Origin of the sequence: Sphingobium sp. B7D2B, from assembly GCF_025961895.1 — a bacterium.
Taxonomy (GTDB): domain Bacteria; phylum Pseudomonadota; class Alphaproteobacteria; order Sphingomonadales; family Sphingomonadaceae; genus Sphingobium.
Genome location: NZ_JAOQOM010000001.1, coordinates 3,381,736 through 3,400,000 on the forward strand (window position 1 = coordinate 3,381,736; position 18,265 = coordinate 3,400,000).

Consider the following 18,265-nt stretch of genomic DNA (forward strand, 5'->3'; position numbering starts at 1 on the left):
GGCGCCCCCCTTAACGGGAGGGCCGAAAACCGGCCCTCCCTCAGCCTCAGTATCTCACCCGCACACCGGTCTGGAAGCGAGCGCCCAGCGTGTCGAAGAACACAGGGTTCGTGGGGTAAGGCGAGCCGCCGCTCCCGCCGGTAGCAACCGCAATCGGCGGCGATTTATCGAACAGGTTCTCGATCTTTCCGAAAATCTCGAAGTTCTGATCGCCCGAGCCGAAGGGGATGCGATAGGTCATCGCCAGATCCACATAGGTCGCACCATCGAAACGATTGACGCTGATGCTGTTGGGAAGAGAAGGATCATAGCCCTCGTCCTCAGGACCGACCTTGGTCACGTCGCCAATGCCGGAGCCGATCCGCCGCACCTGCAACACACTCGTGAAGCCACCCTGATTGTAAGTGACCGATGCATTCCACCGCCACGCCGGCGCCGGATTGAAGTCGGCCCGGCCCACAAGAGGCCCGGTCATGCCGGCATAATCGAGGGCACGGACATTGGGATCGGGTTGAACCTTGAGATCATATTGATGCGCCGCAAGTACCCGCAGGGTCAGCGCGCCGTCCCAATTGCTTGCCACGTCGGACAGCGGAAGATTGTACTCCAGCTCGAAATCAAGACCGCGATAAGTGATCAGGCCCAGATTGACCTGACGGGCATCGATGAAGCTGATGTCGGCTAGATTGCCGCCGCTGAATGTTATGCGGTCGCAGAAGGTGTCGAACTGATCGCACAGGTCGACAATCGACTGGCCCGACAGCGTGGTGACCGCATCCTTGAGCTTGATCTCGAACCAGTCCGCCGAAAAGCGCAGACCCGGGACGAAGGCAGGTTGCAGCACGATCCCGGCCGTCGTCGTATCGGCCTTCTCGGCGCCTAGCTGGAAGCTGCCGCCGCTCAGGATCGGCGTGGCATCATTGGCGTTGCCGCCAGGCCCATTGGGATTGCGGACGGTGCCCTGCGAGGTGCCAGGATCGGTCGGCACCTGCTGCAGGAACAGTTCCCGGAAGCCCGCAGCGCGAATATCGCGAGACCGCGATCCACGAAACCGCACGCCCCGCAGCGGTTCATAGATGGCGCTGAGCTTCCAGCTGGTGGCGGTTGTCGACTTCGCTTCGTCGGTGATGCGGTTCTTGGCGCTGTTGCGCGTGTACCGGATTGCGCCGTTCAGATCGAGCCGCTCGGCTCCTGGCAGCCCGGCCAGCAAAGGCGCGTTGAGTTCCGTAAAGCCTTCAAGAACCTTGATGCTTCCGCCGTAATCGAGGCCGAAGGTGAAAGCGTAATCAAGATAGTTGGGAATGTCGCCATGGGTGACGTTGCCGCTTTCCGTTCTATACTCGCCGCCCGCCGCAAAGCCGATCGGCCCCGCGCCGATGCCGCCAAACAGATCGCCCGTGATGCTCGCGGCCAGGACGTGCTGATCATAGACAAAGTCCTCGAACACCGGCCGATAGACATAATCGATCGCGGCTTGCGTCAGATTGTCGAGGCCGAAGAAGTTTGCCGGAGAGCAACCGACCGCAATGGGGTTCGGGTTCGGCTTCAACAGCTCTGCGCATACGATCGTGCCAGGAGCGACCCCCAACACATTGCCCGCCGGCGCGCGAACGGCATCGAGAGCGAAGGTGAAGGGCGTGTTGACGCGCGAGCGATTGCGCATCTGATTACGCTCATTGTGCCCATATTGATAATAGGCGTCCCATTTCCAGCTGCCGCCGAGATCGCCCGAGAGGGCAATCACGCCCCGGTACACTTCCACCTCCGCGCGGCTGTAGGACGGGATCTGACCGTCAAGATCCTTGCCGAAACTGAATGAGGCACCGCCCAGCAGAGCGGCAAGCTCCGGCGGAACATAAGGGTTGGTGGCTTTTACGAAGAAGGTGGATCGCGGACCTGCCGTCAGCGTGGCGGCCCGGGCGATCCGCTTGCCATAGTTGAACTCTCCGGAAAGCGTCAGGCTATCGCTGAGGGCAAATTCCGCGGCCGTATAAGCGACAATGCGCTCCAGCCCGGCCTGAAGGCTGGCATCATCATAGTTCGAAATGCCATCGCTGCCCTGGACCTGCCCGATGGTGCTGTTGTTGACGAACTCGCCCTGATCGAAGGGCACGATTCCTCTGCCATCCGCCGTGAACCGATAGTTTCGTGCTGCAAGCGGGGCGGGCGCGCGATTGCGCACGACGCCATAAGGTGTGTTGAATGCCAGCGCCGAATCCCGGCCCAAAACATAGTTGGGCAGCCCGTAGCCCGGCGAGCCCGGAACATTGTATCCCGAGGGTTGGCCATTGGGCAGGATATTGTTGGCGTTCTCGAAGATATCCCAGCCGGCCTGACACCAGCGACGGGCGTTGAAACAGCTCTCGATCTCGTCCTGATCCTGATACTCAACCCCGACGATGATGTGGCCGCGATCCCCTGCGAAAGACGTGCCATAGGCCAGCGACCCATGGATCTTGCGGCCATCACCCCGGAAGGTGAGGCCGGAATCAACCTGTGCGCGAAGGCCCGTCATCTTATTGTCGAGGATGATGTTCACGACCCCCGCGACAGCATCCGAGCCATAGGCGGCCGAGGCCCCACCCGTCACGGTCTCCACCCGCGCAATCAGGGCGCTGGGAATGAGGTTGAGGTCAACGGCCCCGCCGTCCCCGGTCGGCACGAAGCGGCGGGTGTTCACCAGCGTCAGCGTGCGGGTTCCGTAAAAAGGGTTCAGGCCACGGAGGTTCGCCGTCGCCGACCCCACCTCCGCGCCAGACGCATTACCCGGGTTGGTGTCGGAAATGGCACTGGTGATCTGAGGGATGCTGTTGAGAACATCCTGCGAATTGGTCTGCACGAGATTCCTGATCTGCTCGGCGCCAATCACGGTAAGAGGCTGAGGGGAGTTGAAACCGCTGGTGCGGATGCGCGATCCGGTGACAACGATCGACTCCTGCTCGGCGGCGGCCCGCGCTTCAGCGGACCCGGCCCCCTCCCCATCTTGCGCATGCACAGGCGCTGCTGAGCAAATGCATCCCAGGGCGACCGCTCCAACAGATGCCAACAAGTGATTCCGCGATATGTTCTGCCTCACCGTCTATCTCTCCCCATCGCCCGATTAGATTACCGGTAACTTTTCCGGTAAATCCTAGGATGGAGATTGGGTCTTGGCAAACCAACTATCGGCAATTGGGTCGGTATGCCTTTTTAGGCAAGCAACTGAGCCGTTCGGATCAAAGCAGGTAACCGCGTCGGGAGCGCCACCTATCGCGGCCTTGTCAGAACGCGCACGCTCCTGGAGTGCCAGCTCAACCGTAGCAACCTCGTGACGTCCCACATGGTCGAGCGCTTAAAGCGGCCCGTCTGCGGCAATAATACACCGCTTCGATGAAGCCACGTGCGCATATTGATCAATGAAGTGATCGTCGGCGAGAGTAGCGAAACCCATGTCATCGGGCATGGCGCACACGCTGCCATCGAAACGGCAGCGTTTTCCGCCGTCTTCTCAAAGAAGGCCTAAATGCTCATCTTTGACTGGGAATGGTGCGGTCGAGAAGACTCGAACTTCCACGGGCTTTCGCCCACAACGACCTCAACGTTGCGCGTCTACCAGTTCCGCCACGACCGCACATCAGGGAGGTGGGAGCCGATGGCCCCCGGGTAGGCGGCGGCCTTTAGCAAAGGGATTCGGGGCATGCAACCATCCTTCGCACTTCATCGTGATATAGCGTGAAACGCGGCGCGGGATCGGGCTGTTGGCTTGACTTGCGCGCTCCTGCAGGCAATCCAGCAGGGCTGCTGACGTGCCCAATGCACGCGCTTTTATGACGATTTTTGCAGTCCTTGTGTCGCGGGCGCTAAAAGCCCGGTGATGGCTGCGCCGGAAGGACCGATCCGATGCCACGCGGCTGTGCTGACCATGCGTTTCGTCACTTCGATGATCCACAGCCTGCGCCGCGCGAATCAGTGTGGCCGATGCGTGCGCGGAATGCATAACCTCTCCCGGTCTCGTTTCCTCTCTCCCCTCCTCTCCTGATCAAGCAGCTTCATGTCCGACACTGACACCATCTTGCCACCCCGCCACACCGGCCTGCTGAGCGAGGCCCGCCGCATCGCGTGGCTGGCCTGGCCGATCGTCCTCACCAATCTCAACTGGACGATCATGCACCTCGTCGATGTGACGGTGGTGGGCTATGCCGGCACGAGCGAACTCGGGGCATTGGCGGCCGGCCGGGTGGTGATGTTCGTCATCCTGATGCTGCTGCTGGCCGGCATGTCCGGTGTGATCGTCTTCACCAGCCGCGCCGATGGCGGCGGAGACCTGCACCGCACCGGCGCGCTATGGCGGGAAGCAGTGCTGACCGGCCTGCTGCTCGGCGTGCCCAGCGCCGTCGTCATCGCGCTGTTCGCCCGGCCCCTGCTGGCGCTGACCGGCGTCGCCGATGCGCTGGTCGATCCCGGCGCGCATGTGCTCGCCGCGATGATGCTGGGCCTGCCCGGGCAGATGCTCTCGATCGGCTGCGCTTATTTTCTGGAAGGGGTGAGCGCGCCGCGCCGGGTGCTGATCGTCAACCTCGCCACCCTGCCGGTCAATGCCGTGCTGACCTGGGCCATGGCGCTCGGGCATCTCGGTTTTCCGGCGATGGGCGCGTTCGGCGCCGCGCTGGCGACATCACTGACCTCACTGGGCGGCGGCCTGGCCATGGCCTATATGGCGTGGACGCTGCCAAGCGCGCGCGAGCGCGGATTGCGCCGGCTCGATCTCGCGGCCTGGCGCAGCGCGCTGAGCGGCATCGACGCGATCGTCCGCTTCGGCGCCATGCCCGGCATTGGCGCCGCCATGGAAGTGCTCGGCTTCTCCTATCTCATGATCCTCTCCACGCAGATGGGTGAGATCGTGGCCGGCGGCTTTCAGGTGATGCTCTCGCTGCATAATCTCGGCTTTGCGCTGGCGCTGGGGCTCGGCTCCGCGGCAGGCGTGCGGGTCGGCAATGCGGTAGGCGCAGGCGAGCCATGGGAGGCGCGCAGCCGCACCATGATCGCGTGCGGCCTCTCCATCCTGTTCATGGGCGCGGTGGTGCTCGCCTATCTGCTCTTCGGCCGGCCGATTGTCGCAGGGCTGACCGCGCAACCGGCCGTGGCGCGGGAAGCGCTCATCATGCTGCTCATTCTGGCCCCCTTCATCCTGTGCGACGGCATCCAGGCGATCTTCGTCGCCGCGCTGCGCTCACTGGGGGATCAGGTGATCGCCAGCGTCAATGGCATCATCGCCTTCTTCGGCGTGATGGGCGTCATGGGCTGGTACGGCCATGCGCAGGGCTGGGGATCGGCCGGGCTGGCGTTCGCCGCGGCGCTCGGCATGGCGGCGGCGATGGTGCTGCAGGCAGCGCGCTTCTGGCAGGTCAGCCGGCGTTATCGGCGAACCTGAGTTCCAGGTTGCGCGCGTTCTTAGGGATGTCCAGCCGGCTCTCGGACACGCGCGCTTCCTCATTGGGCTTGAGCGTGGACTTGTCCGCCTTGGTCATCCAGCTGAACACCAGCCGGCCCTGATCGTCGCGCAGTTCGACCACCACCGGCGGAACGGTCCGTTCCTGGTCGCTATCGTTGAGGATGCGGGCGCTGAACGCGAAATATTCCTCGCCGGTCGGCAGGTTGCGGCGCTCGGGCGGCTTGGGCAGGTAGAAATTGAGACCGGAGGTGGCAGGCGCTCCGCCAAAGCCGAGCGCGACGGCCCAATTGGGCGGGCCGAAAAAGGCCAGTGCGCCACCGGCGAGGCTCACCGCAACGAAGAAGGCCAGCGCCGCAGCCGTCCAGAGTCTGGCGGGATTGCGTCGCGGACGCGTCGGCGCCTCGGTCGGCTCGTCGGGATAATGAACGAACTCCTGCGACGGCGCGGCAGCAGCCGGCGGATCGATCGGGTCGTGACGCGGTTCAGCCGGGGGCGCTGCGGCGGCGGTTTCCTCAGTGCCGACCGAGACCGGCGCCACAGGCGCCTGCGCTTCTACCCTCTCGACGGGTGCGGATGCGGGGACCTCATTCGGCGCAAGGGCGGCGTCCGCCGCAGCATCGGCCATCGCCGGCTCGGGGCGCTCCACCGGCGCGCCCTCCTGAAACCAGCTGTGACGGCACGACGCGCACCGGACCTGACGGCCCGCAGCACCAATCGCGCTATCAGGCACAACATAGCGTGTGGCGCATTGAGGGCAGACGAGGATCATCGCGCTCCATAAACACCGGTTTCCCGCAGAGGGCAAGCGGGCGTTTGAACGTGGCCGGGGATATCCCCACAGCGACGGACGGCAGGGCCTGTGGGACGCGCGCGAGGCCGGCGCACCATCCGCCACCTTGCCCGCAATGGGGGCCTGTGCCATGCACGGCGCGGCAGATCATCGGCGGGCGTGGCCGCGCGCCATTAATGGGGACATGCAATCGCGGCGATGGCTAGAATAGTCCAGTTCGAGAATGTCGGGCTGCGGTATGGGCCCGGCCCGGAAACGCTGTCCGACCTCAGCTTTTCGCTCGACGAAGGGGCCTTCTATTTCCTCACCGGCGCGTCCGGCGCGGGCAAGACCTCGCTGCTCAAGCTGCTCTATCTCGCCCAGCGCCCCAGCCGCGGCGCGATCCGCCTGTTCGATGCCGACATCGTCACCTTGCCCCGCGCCCGTCTGCCGAGCTTCCGCCGCCGCATTGGCGTGGTGTTTCAGGATTTCCGGCTGGTTTCGCACCTCTCGGCGTTCGATAATGTCGCGCTGCCATTGCGCATCGCCGGCGTCAACGAAGACCAGATCCGCCCGCCCGTGGAGGAGATGCTGCACTGGGTCGGCCTGTCCGACCGTGCCCATGCCTTGCCTGCCACCCTCTCGGGCGGGGAGCAGCAGCGCGTCGCCATCGCGCGCGCCGTGATCGGCCGGCCGGAACTGCTGGTGGCCGACGAGCCGACCGGCAATGTGGACCGGGACATGGCGACCCGGCTCATCACCCTGTTTGAGGCGCTCAACAAGCTCGGCACCACCATCGTCGTCGCCACGCACGACACTGCCCTGCTCGGCAAGGTCTCCGGCGCGCGGACCATGCGGCTGGAGGGCGGACGCATGGCACCGATCGAGGGGCAGGACGGCGTCAGCGCGCTCTCCTCACCCTATCGCCCCGCGCCCCACCAGCCGGGACAAGCCTGAGCCATGGCGCGCAATCCGCTCGAAGGCATGAGCCGCCCTTATCGCCCTGGCCCGCTGCTGCCGCAGGGCCGGCTGACCGGGCCGATGCCGTGGGTGATCGCGATCATGATGTTCCTGACCGTGCTGGCAACCGCCGCCGGCCTCGCCCTCAATCAAGGCGCGCGGGCGCTGGTGGATGAGGTCTCCGGCCGCGTGACCGTGCAGGTGGCCGAGGCCGATCCGCAGGCGCGCGGGCAGGCGGTGCGCCGCATCGTGGGCCTGCTCGATCGGGCCGAGGATGTCGGCACCGTGCATGTCGTGCCGGAGAGTGAACTGGCGGCGCAACTCGCGCCCTGGCTCGGCAACGACCTCAAGCTGGCTGACGTGCCTCTGCCGGCGCTGATCGATGCCGAGCTGCTGACCCCGGAGAGCGCGCGGACCGAGCGCCTCGCTGTGCTCGACAAGGCAGTGAAAGAGATCAATCCCCATGCCCGCGTCGAGCCGCATGGCGATTATCTCTCGCCCCTCGCCCAGCTTGTCTGGTCCATCGGCCTCGTCGCGTTCGCCGTCGTCGCGCTGATGGCCTTTGCGACCGGCGCCGTGGTCGTGCTGGCCGCGCGAGGCGCGCACGCCACCCATCGCGGCACCATCGACATCATGCACATGCTGGGCGCCACCGATGCGCAGGTGGTGCGCCTGTTCCAGCGGCGGATGATGCTCGATGCGCTGTTCGGCGGCGTGGTGGGCTATGCGGCGGCGACGCTCGTCATCATCCTTGTCGGTCGCTCGATGGCGGCGGTGGCGTCCGATCTCATGAGCAGCGCCTCGCTGCCCGGCATCGCGTGGATCATCTTCCCGCTGCTGCCGGTGGCGGGCGTGGGCGTCGCCTCGCTGTCCGCGCGTCTCACCTTGCGGCGGGCGCTGGAGCGCTCCTTGTGATCCGGCGGTTTCTCTCGATCATCCTGCTAATCTGGGCGTTCGGCTTTGCCTGGTTCGCCCTGCTGCTGCCCCAGCCGCAGGACGATGAAAAGACCGATGCGATCGTCGTGCTCACCGGTTCGGCAGGCCGCATCGAGCGCGGGCTGGCCCTCCTCCGCCGCGACCAGAGCCGTCATCTGCTGGTCTCCGGCGTGGACCGGGACGTGCGGCGCGGCGAATTTGCCGCGCTCTACAGGGTTTCGCCGACACTGATGAGCTGCTGCATCACCTTGGGCCGCGAGGCGATCGACACGCGCTCCAATGCCATCGAGACCGCGCGATGGCTGCGCCGCAACCGTTACACCTCCGTGCGGATCATCACCACCGACTGGCACATGCGTCGCGCGCAGTATGAACTCTCGCGCCAGATCGATCCTTCGGTCCGCATCGTGCCGGACGCGGTGCGGTCTCACCCCAGCCTGACCGTGCTGTTCCGCGAATATCACAAGTTCGCCCTGCGGCGGATTGCCGGTCTGCTCGGCATTTGAGCGGGAACGGAAAGCCCATGCCGCCCCTGTCCCCGCTCGGCACGCTGGTCACGGCGCTGCGCTCGGCGCTGTTCTCGGTGCTGTTCTACGGCATGACCGTCTTCCTGCTGCTCGCCTGCCTGAGCGTGATGCCGTTCGGCGCGCGCAAGGTCGTGCCGCTCGCGGCGGTGTGGTCGCGCATTCACCGGTTCCTGGCGCGCTGGGTGCTGGGCCAGAAGATCGTCGTGGAGGGCGCCTTCCCTGACGAACCGGTGTTCATCGTCTCCAAGCATGAATCGATGTTCGAGACGCTGGACGCCGTGATCCTCTTCCATCGCCCGGTGATCGCCGCCAAGCGCGAGCTGGGGGACATCCCGGTCTGGGGCGCGGTGGCGCGGGCTTATGGGCTGATGATCGTCGACCGGGCAGGCGGTGCCAGCGCGCTGCGCGGCATCCGTGCCGAAGCGCGCGCCGCGTTCGCAGAAGGGCGCCCCGTGCTGCTCTACCCGGAAGGGACGCGCGTGCCGCATGGCGAGCGTGCCCCGCTCAAGGCTGGCTTTGCCGGACTGTATTCCATGCTCGGCGTGCCCGTGCTGCCGGTGGCGCTGGATACGGGCCGGCTATCGCCCCGCAACAGTTTCCTGAAGCGCTCCGGCGTCATCACCTACCGGCTGGCGCCGCTCATTCCGCCCGGCCTGCCTCGCGCGGAAGCGGAACGCCAGCTGTTCGAGGCGATCAACAGCCTCAATGGACCAGCGGCCGAGCGGGAAATCGATTCGGTTTGACGCGAAATCGATTCGACTCACCGTTCGTTCATTGTCGTTTCATCCGGGCGAACGGATAGCTAAGCTCGAGCGGGGGTCTGATCGTGCCAGCGATATTGCGGCACGACCGCTGGCCGATCTGCGATTGCGGGAGACATTTGAATGAACCGGACGAGAGCACCGATCCAGCCTCTCATCACTTGGGCGATCGGGCTGGTGGCCAGCGCGGCACTGGTGGCGGCGCCTGCCGCGGCCCAGATCAACACGGTCGATCCCAACACGCAGATCGACGCAGATCTCGCGCCCGGCGCACCGGCGAACCAGACGCCGTTGCCATCCGAGCCTGCGCCTTCTTACCCGCCAGCCGATCCGGTCTATAACGATCCGGCCACCAGCCCGCCCCCCGCGCCACCGGGGAGCACCACGGCCCAGACCGGAACCACAGCGACCGAGGCCGCCGGCGTACCGGAGAATGCCGCCGCGAACACCTACAAGAAGGACGATCTGATCGGCGCGGCCGAGGGCGTCTTCGGCAAGGGCGCTGAAGGGCTGGCCGGCATCATCGAGAACATCCTCAAGGATCAGGGCGAGCCGATCGCCTACATCGCCGGGCGCGAGGCCTCGGGCGCCATCGGTATCGGCCTGCGTTACGGATCGGGGACGCTGTTCCACAAGATCGAGGGCCAGCGCGACGTCTACTGGACAGGCCCCTCCATCGGCTTTGACCTCGGCGGCAATGCCGCGAAGACCTTCGTGCTCGTCTACAATCTCTATGACAGCCAGGAGCTCTATAAGCGCTTCCCGGCCGGCGAGGGCGCCGCTTATCTCGTTGGCGGTTTCAACGCGAGCTACATGCGCTGGGGCGATATCGTGCTCATCCCCATCCGGCTGGGCGTCGGCTATCGGCTGGGCGTCAACGCCGGCTACATGAAGTTCACCGAAAAGCGCAACTGGCTGCCCTTCTGAGCATCCACGCGAGCGGCGCATCCACCGATCAGGTAAAGCGCCGCTTTGCGCGGGCAGAGACAAACTCATCCCACGCAGCGCTGGTCTGTGCGCGCGCATGCGCTAGATTGGCGGCATAACACCGCGCACAGGAGACAAGACCATGGCCGACAGCGACCCCGCCAACAATCTGCCCGCCGGATATGTTCCGCCCAAGGTGTGGCGCAACGAGACAGAGAATGGCGGGCAGTTCGCCAGTATCAATGCGCCGACGGCGGGCGCGCGGCAGGACATCACCCTGCCCATCGGCGAACATCCGCTCCAGCTCTATTCGCTGGGCACACCCAATGGTCAGAAGGTCACGGTGATGCTCGAGGAGCTGCTGGCCGCGGGCTATGACGCGGAATATGATGCTTGGCTGATCAAGATCTACACCGGCGAGCAGTTCGGCAGCGATTTCGTGAAGATCAACCCGAACAGCAAGATTCCGGCGATGATGGATTACAGCCAGAACCCGCCGCTGCGCCTGTTCGAGAGCGGTTCTATGCTGGTCTATCTGGCCGAGAAGTTCGGCGCCTTCCTGCCGACCGACGTGCGCAAGCGCACCGAGACGTTCAACTGGCTGATGTGGCAGATGGGCTCCGCGCCGTTCGTCGGCGGCGGCTTCGGGCACTTCTATGCCTATGCGCCGATCAAGATCGAATATGCCATCGACCGCTACGCCATGGAAACCAAGCGCCAACTGGACGTGCTCGACAAGCAATTGGCCGACAAGGAATTCATCATCGGCGACGAGATCACCATCGCCGATTTCGCCATCCTGCCCTGGTATGGATCGATGATGCGCAGTGCCTATGATGCGCAGGAGTTCCTCTCGGTCCATGAGTATCGCAATGTCGACCGCTGGGTGACGCAACTCCATGCCCGCAAGGGTGTGAGCCGCGGCCTGCTCGTCAATGCTGCAGGACGCCCCGGCGGCGGCATCGCCGAGCGACACAGCGCCAAGGATCTCGACGACGCCATCGCCGCAGCGGCGGAAAGCGCGCCCGCATGAGGCGGCTTTAAACGCACAACGCGCATGGCCGGGTCAGCCAGGCCCGGCCATGCGCATCATCCTGCCTGTCCGGATTCCCCGGTTATCAAGGCGCCGAACAGCCCCGCCGAGAAATTTCTTCACGCATTTAAACGGTGCGGGAACCAAAATGCCTGATTGGCGTTCCCCTCGGGGGTCTGAGCTATCTGCCCTTTTGGCATCTGAAAGGGCGGGCATTAAGTGCTTCATAATAATCGCGAAGTGTTTCTCTATGCCGCCATCGCCTTCCTTCTGGCGATCCCGTTCGCCGGAGACCTGATCTTTCCGCTCGGCACCGCTGTCTGGGTCATCTACCTCCTCCCTACCGTTCTCGCCTTCCTCGCGTCCGCTCCCCTCGCGCCGCTCGTGACCGCGTCGCTGGCAACGCTGTTGACGATCATGGGCTTCTTCTTCGCGCGCGATGGAGTCGATCCGAACATCGCCATCGTCAACCGCGTCATCGGCGCCTCCGTGAACTGGCTGCTGGCCGCTGTTGGCGTCATGTTCATCCGCAGCAAGCTGGAAATCGCCCGGCAGGATTGGCTGCAGGCCGGGCAGGTCGGGCTTGGAAATGCCGTTGCTGGCGACCTGTCAATTGAAGAGGTGTCACAGCGGGCCTTGCGCTACCTGGCCGAATATCTCGGCGCGCAAGCGGCTGCCCTGTTCGTGCGCGAGCAAGCGAGCTTTCAGCGCCGTGCCGTCTATGGCGTTCCGCAGGACGCCCCCATTCCGCAGGAGATCACGCCCAATGATGGGTTGCTCGGTCAGGCCGTACGCGACAAGCGCAGCTTTCTGCTGACCGAGGTGCCGGAAAATTATCTCTATTACGGCTCGGCCTTCGGCCGGGCGGTCCCGCAGCAGATTCTGGTCGCGCCCGCGCGCGCCGATGGCGAAGTCAACGCCGTGATCGAACTGGGATTGACCGGCAAGGCTGCCCATGATGCCGAAGCCTTCATGACGCGGATCGCCGCGCAGCTTGGCGTCTCGATCCGCTCGGCAGCCTATCGGTCGCAGCTTCAGGCGCTGTTGGAGGAAACCCAGCATCAGGCCGAAGAACTGCAGGCGCAAGGCGAAGAGCTGCAAGCCAATAATGAGGAGCTGGAAGCGCAGAGCCAGCGGCTGCTGGAATCGCAGGCGCGGCTGGAAACGCAGCAGGCCGAGCTGGAGGAAAGCAACGCCTCGCTGGAAAATCAGGCCCATGAGCTTGAGGCCCAGCGCGACGAGCTGGAACAGGCCCAGGCCTCGCTTGAGGAGCAGACCGCCGAGCTTGAGAAGGCCAGCCGCTACAAGTCCGAATTCCTCGCCAACATGTCTCACGAGCTGCGCACGCCGCTCAATTCGCTGCTCATCATGGCGCGGCTGCTCGGGGAGAACAGGGCGGGCAATCTCTCCGCCGATCAGGTCAAGCACGCCCGCACGATCGAATCCTCCGGCAATGATCTGTTGGCGCTGATCAACGACATTCTTGACATCTCGAAGATCGAGGCGGGCAAGGTGGAGCTGGACATCCGCCCGGCCAAGCTCTCGACCATGTTCGAGCGCCTGAGCGCGACCTTTTCCGCAGGCGCGACCTCGAAGGGGCTGGCGCTGCGGACGGAAATCGACCCCGGCCTGCCAGCCGACATCCGCACCGACGCCCAGCGCGTCGAGCAGGTGCTCAAGAACTTCCTCTCCAACGCGATCAAGTTCACGGCCGCCGGTGAGATAACGCTGCGCGCATCGGCCGCGCCGGGCGGCGGCATCGCGCTGAGCGTGCGGGACACCGGCATCGGCATTCCGGCCGAGAAGCTGGGCATCATCTTCGATGCCTTCCGGCAGGCGGACGGGACGGTCAGCCGCAAATATGGCGGCACCGGCCTTGGCCTGTCGATTTCCCGCGAACTGGCCGGGCTGCTGGGCGGTTCGGTCGGCGTCGAGAGCGCTGCCGGCGAAGGCAGCGTGTTCACGCTGACGCTGCCGCTCGAGCTGGAGCCATCCGCGCTCGATCAGGGCCGCTCGCAATCCCGCCCTGCCCTGCCGGAACCCGCGCGTGGGCCGGCGATGCCAGCCTTGCCGCGCCAGTCGCCGGTGGCGGATGATCGCGAGGTACTTTCGGGCGATTCCCGCTTGATCCTCGTCGTGGAGGATGATGCGCGTTTTGCGGAAATCCTCGCCGACCTCTCGCACGAACTCGGTTTCCAGTGCCTCGTCGCGGGAACGGCGGACGAAGGCGTCTTGCTGGCCCGGCAATATCTGCCCCACGCCATCATCCTCGACATGAACCTGCCCGACCACACTGGCCTCTCCGTGCTCGACCGGTTGAAGCGCGACGTGCGCACGCGGCACATCCCGGTGCATATCGTTTCGGTCAGCGAGGATGCGCAGGCGGCGCTGGCCAATGGCGCCGTGGGCTATCTGCTCAAGCCAGTGCGGCGCGAGCAGCTGGTCGACATGCTCGAAGCGCTGGAAACGCGCATTTCGCAGCGGGTGCGCCGGGTGCTGGTGGTGGAGGACGATGCCCGCCAGGCCGAGAGCATCGGCCTGCTCTTGGGCTCGCGCGATGTCGAGACGGTGGCCGCACACAGCGCGGCCGAATGCCTCGACCAGCTGGGCACGACCAGCTTCGACTGCATGGTGCTGGACCTCAACCTGCCCGATACGCCGGGCCTCGATCTGCTCGAACGGCTGAGCGAGGATGAGACGATCGGCTTCCCGCCGGTGATCGTCTACACCGGCCGCGATATCTCCCCCGAGGAAGAGCTGCGCCTGCGCCGCTATTCCAAGTCGATCATCGTCAAGGGCGCCAAGTCCCCCGAGCGCCTGCTCGATGAGGTGACCTTATTCCTGCACCAGGTCGTTTCCGAACTGCCCGAGGCGCAGAAGGAGATGGTCGTCCGCTCGCTCAACCGGGATGTCGCGCTGGATGGCAAGACCATCCTCGTGGTCGAGGATGACATTCGCAATGTCTATGCGCTGACCAGCATTTTCGAGCCGCATGGCACCACCATTCGCATCGCCCGCAACGGCCGGGAGGCGCTCGACGCGCTGGACCAGTCCGCAAAGGGCGAGGCGCCGATGGTCGATCTGGTGCTGATGGACGTGATGATGCCGGAGATGGATGGCCTGACCGCCACCCGCCACATCCGCGGGCAGAGCCAGTGGCGCAACCTGCCGATCATCGCGCTGACCGCCAAGGCCATGGACCGCGACCAGCAGGAATGTCTGGCAGCCGGCGCCAATGATTATCTCTCCAAGCCGCTCGACGTGGACAAGCTATTGTCGCTGGTGCGCGTGTGGATGCCGCGATGACCCCCGAAGCCGAGCTTGCCCCGCTGGACGTGCTGGAAGCCGATCTGCTCATCGAGGCGATCTGGCGGCATTATCATTATGACTTCCGCGGATACTCGCGCAATTCGCTCCACCGCCGCCTGCTGCGTGCCCAGCCGCATCTTGGCTGCGAGAGCTTCTCCCAGATGCAGCATATCGTGCTGCGCAGCCCCGCCGCCTTTGGCGAGCTGATGCGCTACCTGACCATCCAGGTCAGCGAGATGTTCCGCGACCCCGATTATTTTCGGGCGCTGCGCGAGCAGGTGATCCCGCACCTGCGGACCTACCCCTCGATCAAGGTCTGGATCGCCGGCTGCGCCAATGGCGAGGAATTCTATTCCATGGCCATCCTGTTTCGGGAAGAAGGGCTGGAGGAACGCACGATCTTCTACTGCACGGACATCAGCCCCGGCGCGCTCAACAACGCGCAGAGCGGCGTCTACGAGCAGAGCCGCATTGCGAAGTTCACCGAGAACCACCGGCTGTCCGGCGGACACACATCTCTCTCCGATTATTATACCGCAGCCTATGGCGGCGTGGTGTTCGACAAGTCTCTGCGGTCGCGCGCGGTCTTCGCCGAGCACAGCCTTGCGACGGATCAGGTGTTCGCCGAGGCGCACCTGATTTCCAGCCGCAACGTGCTCATCTATTTCGACCGCGATCTGCAGGATCGCGCGATCGACCTCTTCGCCAATTCGCTGGTGCGCGGCGGGTATCTCGGCCTAGGCTCGCGTGAGACGCTGCGCTTCTCGCGGACGTCCGGCTGCTTTGATGACTTCGTGCCTCAGGAAAAAATCTATCGCCGCAACCTCGTCCCGTCACAGGAGCCCGGCCATGTCGCCTGATCCGGTCCGCATCCTCATCGTCGATGACGTGGTGGAAAATCTCGAAGCGCTCGAAGCGCTGCTGGCTCATGACGGCGTGGAAACGGCCCGCGCCGGTTCGGGCGCCGAGGCGCTGGAGCTGTTGCTGGTGAACGAGTTCGCCCTTGCCCTGCTCGATGTGCAGATGCCGGGGATGGACGGGTTCGAACTGGCCGAGCTGATGCGCGGCACCGAGCGGACCCGCCGAATACCCATCATCTTCCTCACCGCCGTCGCCACGGATGAGACGCGGCGTTTTCGTGGCTACGAGGCCGGCGCCGTCGACTATCTACTCAAGCCGATCGATTCGCTCGTGCTGCGCAGCAAGGTGGAGGTGTTCGTCGAGCTTCACCGGCATCGGCAGGCCCTGGCGCGCCATGGCGATGAATTGAGCCGCGCTCTCGGCCGATTGCAGGCGCACCGGGACAACAGCCCGCTCGCCATCGTGGAGTTCGATGACAGCGAGCGGATCGTCGGCTGGTCGAAGGGCGCCGAGCGCATGTTCGGCTGGAGCGAGCGGGAAATGCTCGGCGGCGACCTCGCCACGACAGCCTGGAGCGATGCCGATGGCACTGCCCCCCTGCACAGCCTGTTCGCGGACTTCCGCGCCGGCGTGAAACAGCGCGATATGCTGAGCCTCGTGCTGCACAGCCGGCAGGGGACAGACATCGACACGGAATGCTATTGTTCCGCGGTCCATGGCGTCGGTGGCAGGCTGCTTTCGGTGGAAGTGCAGATTCTCGACGTGACCGAGCGCCGAAGGGCCGAAAAGACCCAGCGGCTTCTGGTGGGCGAGCTCAACCACCGGGTGAAGAACACCATGGCCTCCGTGCAGGCCATCGCCTCGCAGACATTGCGCCATTCGGCCGATCCCGCCGATTTCGCGCCGACCTTCATTGGTCGCATCCATGCGCTGAGCAAGGCGCATTCGCTGCTGAGCGAAGCGACATGGAAGGCCGCGAGCCTGCGCGAGCTGATCCACGGCCAGTTCGACATGGGCGTGGTCGGTCCCGACCGCCTCTCGGCGTCCGGGCCCGACGTGGACCTGGAGCCCGAGCCGTCCCTGCATCTCTCCATGGTCCTGCACGAACTGGTGACCAACGCCCTCAAATATGGCGCGCTATCCACCGCAGAAGGCCACGTCGCGCTGAACTGGACGCTGGAGGATGAGCAACTGCATCTGGAATGGGTGGAGCGTGGCGGGCCGCCCGTCTCGCCGCCATCGCGCACCGGTTTCGGCAGCATGTTGATCGAGCGCAGCCTGCGCAGCGAGGGCGGGGCTTCCACCGCCACTTACGAGCCGGAGGGGCTGCGCTGGACCCTGACCCTGCCCTGCGCCGTGGTTAGAAAGTCCGCCCCCGCCGCGATCACCCGGGCGGCTCCCCACCCCGTCCTGCCGGTGACGACAGAAGGCTCGCTGGACGGCAAGTCCGTGCTCGTCGTCGAGGACGAGCCTCTGGTCGCGCTGGATATCCTGACTGTGCTGGGAGAAAGCGGCGCGCAGGTCATCGGGCCAGTCACCACGCATGATCAGGCGCTGGAACAGGCCCGCACCGGGGAGTTCGACCTCGTGCTGCTGGATGGCAATCTGCAGGGCGAGACGGTCGAGGATATCGCCGCCCTGTTGCACGCCCGCGCCATCCCGTTCCTGATGGTCAGCGGCTATGGTGCGGCGCAATTGCCGGACCTGCTCGCGCGCCAACCGATCGTGACCAAGCCGTTCAGCGCGGAGGAATTGCTCCGGGCTGCACGATCCCTGCTCGCGCCCAGCCCCGCCATGGATATCGCAGTCTAGCGCCGCGATCAAAGGAAGGCCTCGGGACGTGGGCAAGGTTAGTGAAATCTGCTACACATCGGGAAAATTTTCACACCTTTCTGCCATGTCCGTTCCGCTGACGTTCAGCGAAATGGCGTAAAAGCAGCCCCAGCCACAAATTGGCACGACACATGCTTTGGAGAGGACAGCGAGTCGAACGGATCGGCCCGCCTTCAAGGAGCCAACCGATGTCCGCCTCACACCCCTCGATGCTCGCACGCCCCGACACGCTGCTGGGAATCTGCCAGGCCATTGGCGAGGATCTCGGCATCAACCCGACCTGGGTCCGGGCGGCGCTTGCCTGTGGTGTCTTCTTCAATCTCGCTGCGACGGTGGCCATCTATCTCGGCCTCGGGCTTGTCGTGGCCGTCAGCCGCTGGCTGTTCCCTGCGCCATCGCGCCCAATTGCTGATGTTGTGGCGGTCGACGCAGACGCCGCGCAGGCCGAGCCGGCTGCAGAGCCCATCGATCAGGGCACTCACGCGCCACAGCCCCTTCCACTGGCCGCCTGAGCCTATTCGGCTCCCGCGCCTGCCTGACGATCAGTGCAGGCGCTGGCTGCCCTGCCCATCGCCCCGCCGCGCGAACTGCATGAGCTGGATGATCAGGTCGTTGCGGTCGCGCAGCGCATCGGCTTCGAGCAGGGCCTGTTTGGCCGCCGGATCGAAGGGCGCGATCTGCGCGATGGCATTGACCAGCATCTCGTCGTCCAGCGTCTCGACCGCATCCCACTCGACCTCATAGCCAAGCGACGCGGCGAACGCCCGGGCCTCATCCTCCAGCGCGGCCCGCTCGCTGGGCGCCAGCACGCCGGGTTCATCCTCGACGCCCTCGATCATCTCGACTTCAACCTGACGGAAGGCGGTGGGGACATCCAGCTCTCGCTGCACGCGAAAGCGCGCCTCCCCGGCCAGAATG

14 protein-coding genes and 1 tRNA gene (1 of these 15 cut by a window edge) are annotated in these 18,265 nt (G+C 65.0%); 11 read left to right on the forward strand and 4 right to left on the reverse strand.

What is annotated here, in order from left to right; all coding sequences use genetic code 11:
- Positions 1-46: 46 nt before the first annotated feature.
- Together M2341_RS15590 and M2341_RS15595 are read right to left on the reverse strand one after the other, a co-directional pair.
- Positions 47-2,995 (reverse strand): TonB-dependent receptor domain-containing protein, encoded by a 2,949-nt coding sequence (locus M2341_RS15590; protein WP_264585865.1) that lies wholly within the window; start codon positions 2,993-2,995, stop codon positions 47-49.
- 528 nt (positions 2,996-3,523) lie between these two features.
- Positions 3,524-3,610: transfer RNA gene (locus M2341_RS15595), tRNA-Leu, on the reverse strand.
- Positions 3,611-4,030: 420 nt separating this feature from the next.
- On the opposite strand from M2341_RS15595, the gene M2341_RS15600 reads away from it, so the two are divergent.
- The gene (locus M2341_RS15600) at positions 4,031-5,410 is read left to right on the forward strand and encodes an MATE family efflux transporter (protein ID WP_264585866.1); all 1,380 of its coding nucleotides are present in this window, start codon (positions 4,031-4,033) and stop codon (positions 5,408-5,410) included.
- On the opposite strand, the gene M2341_RS15605 is transcribed toward M2341_RS15600, so the two are convergent.
- Entirely contained in the window at positions 5,385-6,200 is an 816-nt protein-coding gene (locus M2341_RS15605) for a zinc-ribbon domain-containing protein (protein WP_264585867.1), read from the reverse strand. The genes M2341_RS15600 and M2341_RS15605 overlap by 26 nt on opposite strands.
- A gap of 219 nt (positions 6,201-6,419) precedes the next feature.
- On the opposite strand from M2341_RS15605, the gene ftsE reads away from it, so the two are divergent.
- The 10 genes from ftsE (at position 6,420) to M2341_RS15655 (ending at position 17,859) form a co-directional block, all read left to right on the forward strand.
- Positions 6,420-7,157, forward strand: a complete 738-nt coding sequence (ftsE, locus tag M2341_RS15610) for a cell division ATP-binding protein FtsE (RefSeq protein WP_264585868.1) — start codon at positions 6,420-6,422, stop codon at positions 7,155-7,157.
- 3 nt (positions 7,158-7,160) lie between these two features.
- On the forward strand, positions 7,161-8,075 hold the full coding sequence (locus M2341_RS15615) for a cell division protein FtsX (protein WP_264585869.1): 915 nt from the start codon (positions 7,161-7,163) through the stop codon (positions 8,073-8,075).
- Complete coding sequence (locus M2341_RS15620) at positions 8,072-8,602, forward strand: YdcF family protein (RefSeq protein WP_264571852.1); 531 nt, start codon at positions 8,072-8,074, stop codon at positions 8,600-8,602. Before M2341_RS15615 ends, M2341_RS15620 begins: the two co-directional genes overlap by 4 nt.
- A 17-nt stretch (positions 8,603-8,619) precedes the next feature.
- Positions 8,620-9,366 (forward strand): lysophospholipid acyltransferase family protein, encoded by a 747-nt coding sequence (locus tag M2341_RS15625; RefSeq protein ID WP_264585870.1) that lies wholly within the window; start codon positions 8,620-8,622, stop codon positions 9,364-9,366.
- 141 nt (positions 9,367-9,507) lie between these two features.
- Complete coding sequence (locus tag M2341_RS15630) at positions 9,508-10,311, forward strand: DUF1134 domain-containing protein (RefSeq protein WP_264585871.1); 804 nt, start codon at positions 9,508-9,510, stop codon at positions 10,309-10,311.
- Positions 10,312-10,453: 142 nt separating this feature from the next.
- Positions 10,454-11,344, forward strand: coding sequence for a glutathione-dependent disulfide-bond oxidoreductase (gene yghU / locus M2341_RS15635; protein ID WP_264573797.1), 891 nt, complete (start codon positions 10,454-10,456; stop codon positions 11,342-11,344).
- A 219-nt stretch (positions 11,345-11,563) separates the two neighbouring features.
- On the forward strand, positions 11,564-14,650 hold the full coding sequence (locus M2341_RS15640; protein ID WP_264585872.1) for a response regulator: 3,087 nt from the start codon (positions 11,564-11,566) through the stop codon (positions 14,648-14,650).
- Positions 14,647-15,513 (forward strand): CheR family methyltransferase, encoded by an 867-nt coding sequence (locus M2341_RS15645; RefSeq protein ID WP_264571847.1) that lies wholly within the window; start codon positions 14,647-14,649, stop codon positions 15,511-15,513. Before M2341_RS15640 ends, M2341_RS15645 begins: the two co-directional genes overlap by 4 nt.
- Positions 15,503-17,326 (forward strand): response regulator, encoded by a 1,824-nt coding sequence (locus M2341_RS15650; protein ID WP_264585873.1) that lies wholly within the window; start codon positions 15,503-15,505, stop codon positions 17,324-17,326. Before M2341_RS15645 ends, M2341_RS15650 begins: the two co-directional genes overlap by 11 nt.
- 209 nt (positions 17,327-17,535) lie before the next feature.
- Positions 17,536-17,859 (forward strand): PspC domain-containing protein, encoded by a 324-nt coding sequence (locus tag M2341_RS15655; RefSeq protein ID WP_264585874.1) that lies wholly within the window; start codon positions 17,536-17,538, stop codon positions 17,857-17,859.
- 30 nt (positions 17,860-17,889) lie between these two features.
- Here the strand turns inward: M2341_RS15655 and M2341_RS15660 are convergent, their stop codons facing one another.
- On the reverse strand, positions 17,890-18,265 hold the 3' portion of the coding sequence (locus M2341_RS15660; RefSeq protein ID WP_413714875.1) for an LON peptidase substrate-binding domain-containing protein. The gene runs 239 nt beyond the window's last position; the window shows 376 of its 615 coding nt (coding positions 240-615); its start codon lies off the right edge, out of view — the gene reads right to left on this strand; the stop codon is at positions 17,890-17,892.

Bases quoted from the DNA above. Each gene is read 5' to 3' on its own strand.
- M2341_RS15600 (WP_264585866.1), top strand. From the start codon at position 4,031: ATGTCCGACACTGACACCATCTTGCCACCCCGCCACACCGGCCTGCTG.
- M2341_RS15605 (WP_264585867.1), bottom strand. From the start codon at position 6,200: ATGATCCTCGTCTGCCCTCAATGCGCCACACGCTATGTTGTGCCTGAT.
- ftsE (WP_264585868.1), top strand. From the start codon at position 6,420: ATGGCTAGAATAGTCCAGTTCGAGAATGTCGGGCTGCGGTATGGGCCC.
- M2341_RS15615 (WP_264585869.1), top strand. From the start codon at position 7,161: ATGGCGCGCAATCCGCTCGAAGGCATGAGCCGCCCTTATCGCCCTGGC.
- M2341_RS15625 (WP_264585870.1), top strand. From the start codon at position 8,620: ATGCCGCCCCTGTCCCCGCTCGGCACGCTGGTCACGGCGCTGCGCTCG.
- M2341_RS15630 (WP_264585871.1), top strand. From the start codon at position 9,508: ATGAACCGGACGAGAGCACCGATCCAGCCTCTCATCACTTGGGCGATC.
- yghU (WP_264573797.1), top strand. From the start codon at position 10,454: ATGGCCGACAGCGACCCCGCCAACAATCTGCCCGCCGGATATGTTCCG.
- M2341_RS15645 (WP_264571847.1), top strand. From the start codon at position 14,647: ATGACCCCCGAAGCCGAGCTTGCCCCGCTGGACGTGCTGGAAGCCGAT.
- M2341_RS15650 (WP_264585873.1), top strand. From the start codon at position 15,503: ATGTCGCCTGATCCGGTCCGCATCCTCATCGTCGATGACGTGGTGGAA.
- M2341_RS15655 (WP_264585874.1), top strand. From the start codon at position 17,536: ATGTCCGCCTCACACCCCTCGATGCTCGCACGCCCCGACACGCTGCTG.